Here is a 14,448-nt window from a genome sequence, read left to right as displayed (position 1 = left end):
TTCAAGGTCGGATGTACAGCGCGGATCGGGTACCGATCATTCGCCGGTGGGTCGCCTGTTTGGTCCTCAGGTGTAACCATCCGGGTTACGCCTCTACGACCTTGGGGACAGGCCATGCAGCAACCTGAGTAGGGCGGTTGATCAGGGTAGACGGATCCTTCACCGTTGGGGGGAACTGCCGAGTCGGCCTGGCGCATCACATGAACGCCAGCATTGGCAACAGCGCGATAGCGGAGGTGGTGATTCCGGCGGCGCCGGCAACGACGCCCAGTAAGGCTCGCAAGGATGCGGCCTCGTCTTCGGCTACCGAGGACCGCAACGTGGCGATGGCCCCGCAGAGGACCGCTGTCACGCCGAGGATGAAGCCGAGACCGACCATCCAGAATGAACGAATGGACAGCGCGCCCAGGGTGATCGACACGGCCGGTAACCGTGAACCATGCTGCCGATTCGCGATCACGCCGCTGTCTGCCATGCACGCGCCGTTGTCGGCCAGTGAGCTGCGGGGACGTCATAACCTCCTTCGTGCGGTCGACGAGTCGGCGGGTACATGTCCGCGTTCACACGGCAGAAGTGGGGGAGTTGATGAACGCGATCGACGGTGTCGAGATTGATAGTGGCCGGGGCCTCGCGACTCGGTCGACGTTAGCCCTCCGTGTCATGGACCCGTTCGTGCAGGTGCCATGCCGCCGGTGCTCCTTGGACTCGACGACCTGGCAGGGCATGGATGTTGATTTGCCATCAGGTGTTTCGCCGCACCTCGGCCGTCCGGGGCGCCGGGGCTACGTATGCCAGACACCCGTCAAGTTGACCATCGATGGTTGTCTGCCACACGGTCGCGGTGACGTCCTCATGGGGTTGGACGGTGCAGATCGACGCATTGGCCGCGACGATGTCGAGTCGTGCGAGGCAATCGACACCTTCTGCGACCACGCGTGCGAGGCCGGTACGGTCACGAACGTCAACACCGGCAGCATAGGCCCGTCTGCCTTCTGCCTCGATCAATCGTACGGTTTCTGCTGGAGTTGGTCGGCAGCAGAAGCGGGCAGTCGGGGTGTGATCGGCAAACTGGCGTCTTCGATTCCTCGATTGCTGAGAGATTCACGTAACAAGTGGCCGGAATGGGAGATTAGGTGGGACATCGATTGCTCTGCGGCGTCCGGATCGCGGTGACGTAATGCGCTCAGGACTTCCCGGCGATGGTCCGATGAGGGGTACTGATGATTTGTGGTAAAGAACGGCTCGGTTCGTAGAACAGTGTATTGCTCAGCAACAGTCTCAGCTTCGGGGAACCCGCGCTCTTGTTGATGATTCGATGAAAACTGTCGTTGAGATCCTGGACGGTCTCACGGTCTCTCCGTGCAGCTGCCTGATCGATCTTGTCGTGCATTTGTGTCAGATTGTCGAGTTCGTCGTCGGAGAGGTTCGTGGCGGCGCGTCGCGCCCTTTGTCCTGCCAGGAACGCTTGGGCGAGGAAGACGTCATCGATGTCTTGATCGCTTGAGCGCCACAACGCGGAAACCTTTCCGGGCTCGAGACTCGAGAATCCCTGGCCCCGTAGCGCCTGGAGGGCCTCTCTGACTGGAGTCGGACTGACACCGAGATCCTCGGCGAGGTTCTCAGCGCGTACTCGAGATCCCGCGGGGAACTCGGCGCCCGGATTGAATCAGAGTCCTGCGCCTGCGCCTGCGCCGGTGAGGGTTTCGAGCCAATCGTCGACGATCGAGTGGAACTCGTCGGGGCGTTCTTGATGCAACCAATGACCACCGTCGATGACCGCGATCCGATCGAGGGAGCCGGCGGGAAGCTGGCGTTCTATCCAGGTAGATTCCTCCGCGGCGTAGACCGCCAGTGTGGGGCACGTCCGTGACCGGAGGTACTCACCTGCCACCGACGTTCGGCCAAGTGCAGACGTGCTCCCGAACAGTCCGAGAAATGACTCTCGGACAACGTGCTCGGCGGTTCCGAGCACACGACGTTCGTGCCAGGTGGGGATCCAGGCCGGGACGCCGGCTGTGTAGAAGTTCGACCGGAAGATGTGAGCAACACTCTGTCTGGGGTCGCCCGCCTTGACCAAGGAGATTACGGGGTCGAGCGAATCGTCGGGGCGGTTGTAGACGGGATCGATGAGGATCAACGCCTTGACCAGATCAGGGTGCTCGATGGCAAGTGCGGATGCAACGATCGTGCCCATTGAATGTCCGACAATCAGGGCTGGCCCTGTGCCCACGCTCCTCAGGAGGTTTGCGGCGTCCGACGCCATTTGTTGCGGTGTGTACCCGGCCTCCGGAACAGACGAGTGCCCGTGGCCGCGGTGATCGACTGCTAAGACGCGGAATCCGCGATCGCGCAGGTGGGGGATCAACCACGACCAGTCATGCGAGTCGCATGCCCAGCCGTGCATGAGATAGGCCACGGGTCCCTCGCCGGCGTCCGTATAAAACAGGTCTACGTCTTGCGTGTGATGGAAAGGCATGCGATCTGCTTCTCTTTCGGTCGATCTAGGTGTGGGTGGATATGCCAGGAATGCGGAAATCTTCGGTTCGATCGGCTCCATCAGGGTATGAGCACTGGTTTGATCGTCTCTCCTGCGAGCGTGTCTTTTTCGGCCTGGTTGATGTCCGAAAGTGGGTACTTTTTGATCATCCTGTCGAATGGAAACCGGCCTTGACGCCACAGCTCGAGCAGTTGTGGGATGAGAACTTGGGGTACGGCGTCGCCTTCGAGTATGCCGGTGACGGTCCGGCCTACCGCGAGAACTCGGGGATCGAGGGTGAGATTGCCTTGTTGCACGCCGAGCAGTCCGCAGGTTCCGGTGGGTCGTAGAGCGTTGACCGCGGTGTTGATCACCGAGGGGACGCCTGTCGTGTCCAGGGTGAACTGCGCACCTCCCTCGGTGACGTCGCGAAGTCGATCCAGTACATCGTCTCGAGAGCCGTCGATGGTGTGAGTAGCACCGAGCTCGAGGGACAGATCGAGTCGTACGGGGTTCAGGTCGACTGTAATGATCTTCGCGGCGCCGACGACGCGACCTGCCATGACCGCGCTCAGTCCCACGCCTCCTGCACCGAAGACGATCAAAGTGGATCCGGCGTGCACCCTCAGGGCGGTGAGAACGGATCCGGCACCTGTTTGAATGCCGCACCCGAGGGGCCCGAGTATTTCGAGCGGGAGGTCGGGGTCGACCTTGACGGCGTTGGTTGCCGTGACGACGCTGTGCGTCGCAAAGGAGGATTGGCCGAACCAACGTGCGGCTACCGGATCACCGTGACTGTTGGTGATGAGGGCATCTTGTTCGGGACCGGCTCCGCTCAGGTTTCTTGTGAAGAAGGTGTCGCAGTATGCGGGATGGCCTGTGACGCAGTTGCGGCAGGCACGGCAGGAATCGAACGACAGAACAACGTGGTCGCCGATATCGAAGCCCGGTGTCCCGGGACCGATCGCTTCGACGATGCCGGCCCCTTCGTGACCGGTGATAATCGGGAGGGAGGCCGCGTAGTCGGGTCGGCGGGGGAGCAGGTCGGTATGGCAGAAGCCGGCACCGACAATGCGGACGCGAAGTTCACCTGCTCGCACATCCCGCAGCGTGAGATCTTCCAGTTCGTATCGCCCTCCGGGGTCGCGAAGAACTGCTCCTCGGACTTGCACGGGTTGCCTCCTATGTCAACGATGTGTCCACCGGACACGCTGGACTGAATATGCTTTGACGGTGGTCACGTTGGAGATGTGGCTGGGTGGTGTCTGTCGTGGATCGACATGTGTCGGCTGTCGAAGGTCGAGTTCCCGAGGCCGTGGTGTGATCTCAGGATGCCCCTGCTGCCGGTTCGTCTCGTGGGGGGTGCGTACGCAGGGCGTTCTTCAGAATTTTTCCGGACGCGTTGCGGGGGAGAGCGTCGATCACCTGGAGTCGGGTGGGCAGTTTGTACTTGGCGAGGGATGTTGATGCCCATTCGCGAAGGGAGTCGATGTCGAGTGCGGCGGCCGGATCCAGGAGGACCACATAGGCGACCGGTGTTTCGCCCCACACGGGGTGGGGGTGGCCGATGAGTGTGACCTCGGCGATTTCGGGGTGGGCTGCGAGTACGTTTTCCACCTCTGAGCAGTAGATGTTTTCGCCGCCGGAGATGATCATGTCTTTTGCGCGGTCGACGACGTAGACGAAGCCGTCCTCGTCTACGCGGACGAGATCACCCGAGTGAAACCAGCCGCCGTGGAAGGCATCGGCCGTCGCATCGGGCTTGTTCCAGTACCCGAGCATCAAACCAGGGCCACGGTAGACGATCTCACCGACTTCGCCCGGTTCGACGTCTTCCATGTCCGGATTGACCACGCGGGCTGTGACCGCGGCGATGGGCCGGCCGACGGAGCCGAGTTTGCGGATCGCGTCCTTGCCGTGGAGCACGCACGTCACCGGGGACATCTCGGTTTGGCCGAAGAGTGCGACGTTCATCGCGTCGGGGAAGGTGTCGGCCATCCGGCGTAGGAGTGTGTCGCTGGCCGGCGCCGCGCCCCAACCGAGGACACGTAGCCGCTCGAGGTTCCGGGTGGCGATGCCGGGTTCTGCGCACAGTGCCTGCCACTGGGTGGGGACCAAGAATACGCTGGTGACGCCTTCATTCTCGAGCAGGTCGAGAACCGCGTCGGCGATGAACGCTCGGGTGGGATGGAGGACGAGTGTGCCGCCGACGAAGAGGGTCGGGACGACGGAGCCGATTGCACCGATGTGGAACAGTGGGGAGGCGATCAGGTTGACCTCGTCTTCGTCCACGTACTGGAAGGCCCGTGTCACGGTGCCACCTTGGGCCTGCAGGTTCAGGTGGGTCAGCACGGCGCCCTTGGGGCGTCCGGTGGTACCGGAGGTGTACATGATCAGGGCGGGCGAGTCCTCGGGGACGTCCGGTAGCGGAGCCGCCGCCTCGGTGTTCGTCTCATCGATGAGGTCGCTGTAGAGCTCGAATCCGTTGGTGGGGTGGGTGATGGTGACGAGCCGGGGGCTTTCAGGAAGGTCTTTCAGGGCGGCCAGAAGGATCGGGGTGCCCAGCTCGTCGCCGATGGCGATCTTTGCGCCGGAGTCGGCGAGTATGTAGGCGGCTTCTGGTCCGGTCAGCCGGAAGTTGACGGGAACGGCAAGGGCACCGAGAAGGTTTGCAGCGAGCACTGTTTCAATGAACTCCGGGCGGTTTCCGGTGATGATCGCCACTCGGTCACCGAAGCCGATGCCTCGTGAGGACAAGGCCTTTGCCAAGGTATGCACCCGGTCCCGAAGGTCGGTCCATGTGGTGGTCGATCCGTCGAACCGGATCGCGGCGCGGTCGCTGAGTGTGGCGGCGTGGCGTTCTACATGGTTCATCCAGTGCGATCGCCGGGCGCGATGGGGCTGGTCGAAGAATTCGATCTGGTGCACGTGCTTCACCTTTCGGCGTGTTGAGGAGGAGGAAGTGTGGCGGCGTCGAAATCCTCAGTCGGAACGCCAGTGCGACTGATCACCGGTGCGCTGCCTCCACGGGAGATCCCGCAAGGATGTATTCGCCGTCGTCGCCGCTGTGCCGGCCGACGTACGCGATGGCTTGGCCTGCCCGAAGATGGTGGTCGACCGGGCAGAGGAGGCGAAGCACGACCCAGGGGCCTTCTCTCGCCTCGACGATTCCGACGGTGTACGGCCCGTCGACGTCCGGCAAAGGTGAGCGGTGCACGACGCTCCACGAGACGAGGGTGCCGGTACTTTCGGAGTGAATCGTGTTGTGCGACTCGGCGTGGCAGGCGGGGCACGTGGAAACCTGTGGGCCGCGGACGGCACCGCAGATCGAGCATCGGCGCAGCAAAAGGTTGCCCTCGGCCGCGGCGGCGAAGAAGTCGGCGCTGTCCTCGGTCGGGCGTACGGGGGTGGGGAAGTCGGTCATGCCCTGGCCTCCCGTCCGAGGATCACAGTGGAGTGGTATTCGAGGATGCCGCCGTTGCCGCTCACCATCGCGAGACCGTTGTTGGGCACTTGACGTTCGCCTCCGTCACCGCGGATCTGAATGATCGCTTCGCTGAGAGGGGTGAAGCCCCACATGTAGTAGCTCGACAGTTGGCCGCCGCCGGTGTTGCAGGGCAACGATCCGCCGGGTGCGAGATGTCCTTCGGCAGCGAACGGTCCGCCCTCGCCCTTCGGGCAAAAGCCGTAGTCTTCGAGCGTCACCAGCACGGTATAGGTGTAGCAGTCGTAGAGTTCGAGGAAATCGATGTCGGCGTGGGTCACCCCGGCTCGCGTCATCGCGTGCGCACCGGAGGCGACCGCTCCGGTTTCGAGTCCCCAGTGGGAGTCTTTGGCGAGCAGCCGTGGCCGGTGAGCTTGTCCGTAGCCCCAGACGTGGACCGGTTGCTGGGGGAGGTCGGCGGCCCGGTCGGCGCTGGTGAGCACAATCGCGACGGCACCATTGCTGACCAGACAGCAGTCCAGGCGTCGGAGTGGGTCGGCCACCCAGGGAGAATTGTGATGGTCGTCGAGGGTGATCGGCTCGCGCATCTGGGCGAGGGGGTTTGCTGCGGCCCACTGACGTTGACCGACCGCGATGGTGGCCAATTGGTCGTAGGTCGTGCCGAACGTTTCCATATGCCTACGGGTGGCCAGCGCGTAGAGAATGTTGGGTGTCACGGCGCCGCTGGCCGTTTGCCAGCCGCGGTAGCCGGACAGGTGGGTTGCCGATGAGCTCCAGGCGGCGCCGGTGCGCTTGTTCTCGCGCAGGGGGGTGTCGGCGAACACACAGACGATCGTGGAAGCGGTGCCGTCGCTGATGGCTTTGTCGGCCTGGGCCACCATGACCCCCGCGGTGGCGCCGTAGGCGTTCAGTGAGGCGAGTAGGCCGAGCTCGTGTAGGCCGAGGTCGCCGGCGAACTGCGGGGTGAGCTCTTGCTTCATTCCGGAACTGACGAGCAGTCCGTCAACGTCTTCCATGGTCAGGCCGGCGTCGGCCACTGCCCGCCGAACTGCCGCGGCGGCGAGGTCTTCGGTTCTATATCCGTAGACCTTGCCGAGTTCGCTCATACCGAGGCCAACGATCGCGGCGGAAGAGGTGGTCACGGGCATCAGCGCACCTGCAGGATGTCGCGGGCGATGATCATCTTCATGATTTCGGTGGTTCCGCCGAAGATCGTGGTGATCCGGGTGTCGGCGTAGGCGCGGGCGATCGGGTATTCGAGGACGTAGCCGTATCCGCCGAACAACTGGACACATCGATCGACGATGCGCTTGTGCATTTCACTGGCCCACCACTTGGCCTTCGCCGCATCGACGGCGGTCAGTTCGCGGCGGTTGAGCCGAAGGACGGCGTCGTCGACGTAGGCCTGGGTGACTTCGAGTTCGGTGACCATCTCGGCGATGGCGAACTGGGTGTTCTGGAACTCGGCGATCGGTTTGCCGAACGCCTTGCGCTGCTGGATGTAGTCGATGGTCCACGTGAGCGCTGCCCGTGCACCGGCGCACGCGGTGGCCGCAATGCTTATCCGCTCGAGCGGTAGGTGCGACATCAGCGCGTACAGGCCGTGCCCCTCCTGCCCGAGCAGGGCGTCCGGTCCCAGTCGGACGTCGTCGAAGCTCAACTCCGCGGTGTCCTGTGCCCGCAGGCCGACCTTCTTCAGACGTCGGCCGCGGGTGAATCCGGGGGTGCCGGTTTCGACCGCGAACAAGCTGAAGGCCTTACTGCCTGCGTCGGGGGCACTGTTGGTGCGGGCGACGACCACGACGACATCGGCGTTGATTCCGTTGCTGATGAACGTTTTCGAACCGGTGAGAATCCAGTCGTCACCGTCGCGGCGGGCGGTGGTGCGGATTCCCTGCAAATCGGAGCCGGCACCGGGTTCGGTCATCGCGATGGCGCCGATGAACTCGCCGGTGGCCATTTTGGGCAGCCACCGCTTGGCCTGTTCCGGTGTCGTGAGGTCGATCAGGTACGGCAGTGTGATGTCGGCGTGCGTGGAGAATCCGGCGGCAAGCGAGGTGGCACCGACCCGGGCGCTCTCCTCGATCATGGCGAGTCGGAACCGATAGTCCTCTACCCCCGAGCCCCCGAGATCCTCGGGAACCGGCAATCCCAGAAATCCCGGTGCGCCGGCGCGAGTCCAGATCTCGCGGGGGATGTCACCGGCCTCATCCCATTCCTCGATGTGGTCGTTGACCTCCCGGGAGAGAAACTGTCTGACGCTGAGGCGAAACGCCTCGTGCTCGTCATCGAAGAGCGCGCGTCGGGTGTAGAGATCGGACATGTCGTGGGAACCTTTCGATGGTGTTGCTCTTGCGTGTCGGCCACCCCTCGACGGCAGGTCTGTGGTTGCGGCGGTCATGCGCGCACCCGATCGACCGTGTCCTCTGCGGACGAAAGCAGCTCGGTCTCGTGCTCACCGAGGGCGGGCAGAGCGGTCACGTCCGCGGCGGTGAATGTCGAATAGCGGGCGGGCGTGGCCAGAACCTCGATGTCGCGCCCATCTTGAACGGCTCTGGCTCGCAGGCCCCGCCGGTCGAACAGCTCCGACCGGACCACCTCGCTCCAGGTGTTGATCCGCGCTGCCATCAAACCGGCTGCGGTCAGCAACTCGACCCATTCGTCAGTAGTTTTCGTGGACAGTACTTGCTCGAGGACCTTCCGCAGTGCTGCCGAATTGCTGGAGCGAGCTGCTTGATCGGCAAATCGGGGGTCGTCGAGGAGTTCGTGGCGGCCGAGGACAGTGACGAATCTGCGCCAGTGCGCTGGGACGTACGCTGCGAGCACGAGGTGACCGTCCGAGGCGGGAAAGACACCCGAAGGTTCGACGGCGACGGCACGACGTCCGGTCGGTGCTTGGGTGGAGGTACTCGCCGGGAGGTTCATCTGCAGGGTGATGTAGTTGGCGGCAAGGCTGCACGCTACGTCGTAGAGTGACACGTCCACTCGATTGACGACCCCGAATCGCTCCCGGTGGAGCAGGGCACCGAGAACTGCCTGCGCCAGGACGTGACCGGTCGCGCTGTCGACCAACTGGAACGGAATCAGGCGAGGGGCATGATCGGAGGATTGGGCGCTGAGACAACCGGATTCGGCTTGTACCGTCATGTCGATACCTGGTCGGTCCTCGAGTGGGCTGCCACCGCCGTACGCGGCCAGGGAGGCATAGATGCATCGCTCGTTCACCGCCGAGACGTCGTCGGGTCCCAGACCGTGGCGCTCCATGGTGCCGGGGCGCATTCCCTGAACGACGACGTCCGCCTGTTTCACCAACTTCCGGAAGGCGGCAGCGCCCTCCGGACTGCCGAGTTCGAGACGGACGGATTGCTTGCCGCGATTGTTCGGTGAGAAGTATGGAGTGATGTGCTCGATCCCCGGGATGGTGGTAGTAATCCGCCGAGCGGCTTCTCCTGCCGGAGGCTCGATCTTGACGACGTGGGCGCCGAGATCAGCGAGCACCTGGCAAGCCAAGGGGCCGGCGACATTTGCGGTGAGGTCGAGTACCCGAATGCCGTCGAGGGGGCGGCTGCTCTGCTGACTAGACACGTTCAGTCCTAACATTAGTGATAGCGATCGATCAGGCGACGTGGGCATGCCTGTCGACGTGCCGCTGATAGTCGGCGGGGTCATTCAGCCGATGACTGCAGGGGTCTTGTAGACGGACTGGTAGGTCAGGTAGGGCTCGATACCTTCGGGGCCGAGTTCGCGCCCGTGCCCGCTGGCCTTCACGCCGCCGAAGGGGGATCCGAGATCGAGGGTGTACGAGTTGATTCCGACGGTCCCGGTCTTGACCTGGTGTGCGATGGCGTCGGCGCGGTCGGCGTCGGTGGACCATACTGTCCCACCCAGGCCGAACTCGCTGTCGTTGGCGATTCGGACGGCCTGGGCGTCGTCGTCGTACTTGATGATCGACAGCACGGGGCCGAATATTTCCTCTCGGGCGATGGTGTCGCCGTTGTCGACGTCGGCGAATACGGTCGGAGCGACGAAGTAGCCGTCGAGGCCGGTGACAGCGCCACCACCGGTGGTCAGTCGGGCGGAGCTCGACTTACCGGTCTCGATGTAGTTCAGGACGCGTTGTTGATGGAGTGCGGTGACCATCGGGCCGATCAGGGTGCCGTGATCGAGTGGGTCTCCGACTGTGAAGGACTTCACCACGGAGGTGACGGTGTCCACGACCTCGGTGTAACGGTTCGCCGGCACGAGCAGTCGGGTGCTCGCGTAGCAGGTCATGCCGTTGTTGGGGAAGGAGGCGCCATAGAGGCCTCGGGCGAGGACGTCGAGATCGACGTCGTCGAGCACGATGCCGGCCGACTTGCCGCCGAGCTCGAGTGTGACCGGACGCAACAGGCGCCCGCAGACCTCGCCGATGGCCCGACCCGCCGGAGTCGATCCGGTGAAGGCGACTTTGTCGATATCCGGATGCGCGACCAGGTGCTGGCTGGCTTCGAGGCCGGCGGGGACGATATTGAGCACACCCGCCGGCAACCCTGCCTCTACCGCGGCGTCCGCGAAGACGAACGCGTCCAGGGCGGTTTCGAGGGCGGCCTTGAAGACGACCGTGCATCCTGCCGCGAGCGCGGGTGCGATCTTCATCATCGCCAGCGTCTGGGGGTAGTTCCAGGGGGAGATGGCCGCAACGACGCCGACCGGTACTCGAAGAAGTTCGGTGGTTCCGGTGAGGCTCGGGCGCCATTGCACCCAGGTGAGTTCTCGGGCGAGGCCTGCGTAGATGCCGAGCAATGCCGCCGGGGCGAGTCCGTTGGCCGATGCCGACAAGGTGATTGGCATGCCGTTCTCCTGGCTGCACAGCGTCGCGGTGTCCTGGCCTCGCGCAGCAAGAGCGGCGGCGAAGCGATCGAGAACGTCGGCGCGCTCGTGCGCCGGGGTGGCGGACCAGCCGGGCAGTGCAGTGTTGGCCGCGGTGACCGCTGCGTCGATGTCCGCGAGGCCGGCGGTGGCGGCGGCTCCGAGAACCTTGCCGGTGCTCGGGTCGACGACGTCCACGAGGGTGTCGGTGCCGGTGACGAACTCACCGTTGATGAACAGGTGTGGGCGGTCGAGTCCCATGGAGTCTCCTGGATCTGATGATGAAAGAAAATGAGGGCTTCGCAGTGTCGACTGGTGGTTGTGTCAGGTTTGCGGTGACTGACGATGCGGAACAGGGCACCCGGGGGCGAATGTTCCCAGCATCGTGATCTCGAAACCGTTGGGGTAGCTGCGGATACGTGGCATTTCGTAGACGTACTGCGGCTTGCGGCGTGCCGGGAGAGCGGCGACGACACGGGCACGCAACCGCAGTCCACCTGTCGAGAGGCGCCGTGCGAGCTTCCCCGGATCGCGGTAACGGAACGCCGCCAGAAGGGGCTCGTCCATCAATGCCCGGCTGAAGATATCGATGATCGGTTTGGCGAAGGCGGGGTAGAAGGACGCGAGCAAGTTCATCGTGGCGTCGGCGACCCGTCGCGCGCCGGGATCGAACGCAAAGTGCTCGGCCTCGTAGCTATCCATGAGGATCTCGAACTCCGCGTAGGAGGCTGGTATGTCCTTGATCCCCATGTGGCGGCCGAGGGTCTGGTAGTAGCGAACCGAGGCGAGCAGTTCGTCGTCCGTTAGTTGACGCCAGCCGTAGTTCTGAATCCATCGCTGGGGAACGACGACGAACGTCGCGAGGACGTAGAGGTAGTCCTCGTTCGAGATGTCGTACATGTGGTGCATCTGATTGATGCGCCGTATCGCCGCTTTTCCGTTGGGGCTGTCGAAACCTTCGAGCAGGGGAACCTCGAGCAGTATCGAGGTGTCGTCGTACCGCTTCTGGGTGTTCTGGGTGAAGGCGCCGGTCTCGTCGAGCAATCTGCCGACGCTCGGGACCGCATAGGTGCGGAACAGGGCAAAGCTTAGTGCCTGGTTCAGGTCCCAGGGGAACTCGTAGGTGGCCAGATTTCGGTAGATCTCGATGAACTCGGTTTCGGGGTCCAGGCCGATGTTGCGATTGGGCTTGCTCACGTCACACTCCTTTAGCGGTCGTTCAGCGAGTGTAAGTAGACTTACACTTTTATGCAAGGGGTCACATTTCACGAGGGGGGTGACGCATGACCGGACCCACTCGCCTGATAGAAGAGGGTGTGACTTCCGACGCCAAGAAGAAGGTGCCCACGCGAGGCGCCCAGTTGCGCTTTCTCGACGGTGGCCTGGACGTGCTCGGCAGTAAGGGGCACGCAGGATTGAGACTGGCGACCGTGTGCGAAGCGGTCGGGGCGACAACCGGCTCCTTCTACCACGCGTTCGCGAACTGGGGCGATTACACGTCCGAGCTGATTCAGTACTGGCGTACGGAAAAGAGCGGCCGCCTCATCAGTAACGCTCGGGAGATCACCGACCCGGCCAAGCGCCTGACGTTCCTGATCGACATCGGACTGCATCTGCCTCACGAGTCCGAAGCCGCGATCCGCGTGTGGGCGGCTCATGACCCGGACGTCCAGGCCATCCAGATCGAAGTGGACCAGGAACGACGACGGTTCATCGCGGACGCCTACTTCGAGGCAACGAATGACCGGGAGCTGGCCGAGCGTAACGCGACGGTGGCAATGTACCTGCTCGTCGGTTACGAGAGCGGCAGCTTTCACTCCCGAGAGGCGCTCGCCTGGGCTTTCCAGACCTTCGTCGACCAGAGCCTGTCGTAAGGCAAGCGTGAGAGGATTCGGTCAGGAACCGGCAACTCGGACTCAAAGCCGCAAGTTCTCGAGCGCTTTTCGCGCTAAGGCGGGAATCGAAACAGGTCCGTCCTCACCTACCGCCACCATGACGGCGTCACAAAGGTTGATGCAGTTCCCCGAGTGAAACGGCGCCGAAGACACCACGAACGAGGTTCGGGTAATACTGCAACAACAGTTTGTGATGTCGACGTTTGTAGTGGCTGGCGCGTGCTCTGGCCTGGCTGGCGCGGCGCCAGTTCGACCAGTGCCAGACGTGGATGAGGGCGTGTTGCACCGGACAGGCGGCGCGGCCCAAACAATCGCCGTATCTCGTTGATTGTCAGAGGTATTAGATCTCGGGTACCGGCTGGAGATCCCTTTTTTGAGCGCCGCGGCGCAGAATCGTCAGGAAGGCGGTGGCCATCGACAAGGTGATGTGCCGGTACCAGGCCGGGTACCCGCGCACCTGGTAGTGGTCGAGTCCGGTCTCGTTCTTGGTGGTCTGGAAGCACTCCTCGATCGCCCAGCGACTGCCGGCCACCCGGCCAAAATCGGCGGGTTCGGTGTCGGCGGGGCCATAGCAGATGTAGTAGGCAATCTCGTCGGGGTCGGTGATCGACCGTCGGGCCAGCAGCCAGTGACCGCGACCGCGTTCTCGCAGTGGCCGGATGTCTACGACCGCCCAGTCGTAGACCTGGGTCCGTGGGCGCCGTCGCCGCAATTGATCCGCTGCCACGCGGTCGCCGGCAGGTCGGCGATCACGGCGTGGGCTCGGCGCTGGCGCAACTCCATCGAGATCACCATCTGCGACTTCTTCAGCGGCGAGAACGTGGGCCACACCGCGGGATTCGAGCCACAGCCGGAGTCGGCCGACCTGCCCGTAGGCCTCGTCGCCGGTGAACCACCCGAACGGCACACCGGCGTCGAGGGCTCGTTCGATCATCGTCTGCGCCAGTTCGGGTTTCGTCGCGAAAGCCACCTCGTCGGCGATCCCGGCGGCCCGGCAGCGATCGCGGTCCCCGATCCAGGCCTTCGGTAGGTACAACTCCCGGTCGTTCTGCCCCTGACCCCGGTCGGAGGCGTAGGCGAGAGATACCCCGATCTGGCTGTTCTCGATCCGCCCCGCCGTGCCGGAATACTGCCAGGCCACCCCGGCCGAGCGCGTGCCCTTCTTCAAAAACCCTGTCTCGTCGACGATCAACACGCCCTTGTCAGCGTCACCGATCGTCTCGACCACGACCTCACGCACGTCGTCGCGGAGTCCCTCGCAGTCCCAGGAGTAGAAGTTCAGCAGCCGCTGCATGCCCTCCGGGCCTGCTCACCGGCCGCCTCGGCCAGTGTCCATCCGTTCTTGCGTTCGACCTCATCGAGCAGTCCGCGCATGTACGCGCCCATCCGGCGCCGCGACTCCACCCGCGAAAACCGTTGGGCGAACCGCGCACAGAACGCGGTGAACCCCGCTGACCACTCCAACACTACGGTCCGATGTGCGAGCGTCCACGCCGAGACTTCACCCCCGGAATCGCTGCCACCAATCGTTGCAGCATCGTGCTGTCGTGGGTGTTCGCTCCGGTCACGCCCACGACCAGTGGGATTCCATTCGTTTCGGACAGGACGTGGATCTTCGATCCCTTCTTACCGCGGTCGACCGGGCTGGGACCGGTCAGTGAGCCCCCCCTAATGAGAGTCAGCGAGTCCGCTCATACGGCAGACTCGTCACCGGTAGCGGCGGGCAGGTGAGCACTCTTCCCCCCTGGACCTGGAGTCCTGAAAAAGATCGTGCCCCTGCCCGT

The 14,448-nt window shown here is 63.6% G+C and carries 15 protein-coding genes and 1 pseudogene; 1 reads left to right on the top strand and 15 read right to left on the bottom strand.

Annotation, left to right across the window (positions count from 1 at the left end; translation table 11 throughout):
- Positions 1-196: 196 nt before the first annotated feature.
- The 12 genes from NOF53_RS23560 to NOF53_RS23505 form a co-directional block, all read right to left on the bottom strand.
- Positions 197-475: a hypothetical protein gene (locus NOF53_RS23560; RefSeq protein ID WP_255973327.1), complete on the bottom strand. Its 279-nt coding sequence runs from the start codon at positions 473-475 to the stop codon at positions 197-199.
- 266 nt (positions 476-741) lie between these two features.
- Positions 742-1,005 (bottom strand): SDR family NAD(P)-dependent oxidoreductase, encoded by a 264-nt coding sequence (locus NOF53_RS23555; RefSeq protein WP_255973324.1) that lies wholly within the window; start codon positions 1,003-1,005, stop codon positions 742-744.
- 178 nt (positions 1,006-1,183) lie between these two features.
- The gene (locus tag NOF53_RS23550; RefSeq protein WP_255973322.1) at positions 1,184-1,513 is read right to left on the bottom strand and encodes an FCD domain-containing protein; all 330 of its coding nucleotides are present in this window, start codon (positions 1,511-1,513) and stop codon (positions 1,184-1,186) included.
- A 153-nt stretch (positions 1,514-1,666) separates the two neighbouring features.
- Complete coding sequence (locus tag NOF53_RS23545; RefSeq protein WP_255973432.1) at positions 1,667-2,404, bottom strand: alpha/beta fold hydrolase; 738 nt, start codon at positions 2,402-2,404, stop codon at positions 1,667-1,669.
- A 152-nt stretch (positions 2,405-2,556) separates the two neighbouring features.
- A complete protein-coding gene (locus NOF53_RS23540) occupies positions 2,557-3,648 on the bottom strand; it encodes an NAD(P)-dependent alcohol dehydrogenase (protein WP_255973320.1) in 1,092 nt (363 codons plus the stop codon).
- 154 nt (positions 3,649-3,802) lie between these two features.
- The gene (locus NOF53_RS23535; RefSeq protein WP_255973429.1) at positions 3,803-5,350 is read right to left on the bottom strand and encodes an AMP-binding protein; all 1,548 of its coding nucleotides are present in this window, start codon (positions 5,348-5,350) and stop codon (positions 3,803-3,805) included.
- Between the two features lie 133 nt (positions 5,351-5,483).
- Positions 5,484-5,900, bottom strand: a complete 417-nt coding sequence (locus tag NOF53_RS23530; protein WP_255973317.1) for a Zn-ribbon domain-containing OB-fold protein — start codon at positions 5,898-5,900, stop codon at positions 5,484-5,486.
- A complete protein-coding gene (locus NOF53_RS23525) occupies positions 5,897-7,063 on the bottom strand; it encodes a thiolase family protein (RefSeq protein ID WP_255973315.1) in 1,167 nt (388 codons plus the stop codon). Before NOF53_RS23525 ends, NOF53_RS23530 begins: the two co-directional genes overlap by 4 nt.
- Before the next feature lie 5 nt (positions 7,064-7,068).
- Entirely contained in the window at positions 7,069-8,244 is a 1,176-nt protein-coding gene (locus tag NOF53_RS23520; RefSeq protein WP_255973313.1) for an acyl-CoA dehydrogenase family protein, read from the bottom strand.
- Between the two features lie 74 nt (positions 8,245-8,318).
- A complete protein-coding gene (locus tag NOF53_RS23515; protein ID WP_255973311.1) occupies positions 8,319-9,506 on the bottom strand; it encodes a CaiB/BaiF CoA transferase family protein in 1,188 nt (395 codons plus the stop codon).
- An 84-nt stretch (positions 9,507-9,590) separates the two neighbouring features.
- Positions 9,591-11,030, bottom strand: coding sequence for an aldehyde dehydrogenase (locus tag NOF53_RS23510; protein ID WP_255973309.1), 1,440 nt, complete (start codon positions 11,028-11,030; stop codon positions 9,591-9,593).
- 63 nt (positions 11,031-11,093) lie between these two features.
- The gene (locus NOF53_RS23505; protein WP_255973307.1) at positions 11,094-11,966 is read right to left on the bottom strand and encodes an oxygenase MpaB family protein; all 873 of its coding nucleotides are present in this window, start codon (positions 11,964-11,966) and stop codon (positions 11,094-11,096) included.
- 86 nt (positions 11,967-12,052) lie between these two features.
- Between NOF53_RS23505 and NOF53_RS23500 the strand changes: the two genes are divergently transcribed.
- Complete coding sequence (locus NOF53_RS23500; protein ID WP_255973305.1) at positions 12,053-12,643, top strand: TetR/AcrR family transcriptional regulator; 591 nt, start codon at positions 12,053-12,055, stop codon at positions 12,641-12,643.
- 361 nt (positions 12,644-13,004) lie between these two features.
- Here the strand turns inward: NOF53_RS23500 and NOF53_RS23495 are convergent, their stop codons facing one another.
- The 3 genes and pseudogenes from NOF53_RS23495 to NOF53_RS23485 all read right to left on the bottom strand — a co-directional run.
- Positions 13,005-13,958, bottom strand: coding sequence for an IS701 family transposase (locus NOF53_RS23495; protein ID WP_255973303.1), 954 nt, complete (start codon positions 13,956-13,958; stop codon positions 13,005-13,007).
- Positions 13,943-14,131: a hypothetical protein gene (locus tag NOF53_RS23490; protein WP_255973301.1), complete on the bottom strand. Its 189-nt coding sequence runs from the start codon at positions 14,129-14,131 to the stop codon at positions 13,943-13,945. Before NOF53_RS23490 ends, NOF53_RS23495 begins: the two co-directional genes overlap by 16 nt.
- Positions 14,132-14,151: 20 nt before the next feature.
- Positions 14,152-14,334, bottom strand: a pseudogene (locus NOF53_RS23485) (transposase); the annotation flags it as partial.
- Positions 14,335-14,448 lie beyond the last annotated feature (114 nt).

The organism is Rhodococcus tibetensis (assembly GCF_024438035.1).
Lineage (GTDB): Bacteria > Actinomycetota > Actinomycetes > Mycobacteriales > Mycobacteriaceae > Rhodococcus_F > Rhodococcus_F tibetensis.
Note: the sequence above shows the minus strand (reverse complement) of the source record. Positions and strands in the feature narration are given on the sequence as shown.

Coding starts and splice junctions, on each gene's coding strand:
- NOF53_RS23560 (WP_255973327.1), bottom strand. CDS start 475: ATGGCAGACAGCGGCGTGATCGCGAATCGGCAGCATGGTTCACGGTTA.
- NOF53_RS23545 (WP_255973432.1), bottom strand. CDS start 2,404: ATGCACGGCTGGGCATGCGACTCGCATGACTGGTCGTGGTTGATCCCC.
- NOF53_RS23535 (WP_255973429.1), bottom strand. CDS start 5,350: ATGAACCATGTAGAACGCCACGCCGCCACACTCAGCGACCGCGCCGCG.
- NOF53_RS23530 (WP_255973317.1), bottom strand. CDS start 5,900: ATGACCGACTTCCCCACCCCCGTACGCCCGACCGAGGACAGCGCCGAC.
- NOF53_RS23520 (WP_255973313.1), bottom strand. CDS start 8,244: ATGTCCGATCTCTACACCCGACGCGCGCTCTTCGATGACGAGCACGAG.
- NOF53_RS23510 (WP_255973309.1), bottom strand. CDS start 11,030: ATGGGACTCGACCGCCCACACCTGTTCATCAACGGTGAGTTCGTCACC.
- NOF53_RS23500 (WP_255973305.1), top strand. CDS start 12,053: ATGACCGGACCCACTCGCCTGATAGAAGAGGGTGTGACTTCCGACGCC.
- NOF53_RS23495 (WP_255973303.1), bottom strand. CDS start 13,958: ATGCAGCGGCTGCTGAACTTCTACTCCTGGGACTGCGAGGGACTCCGC.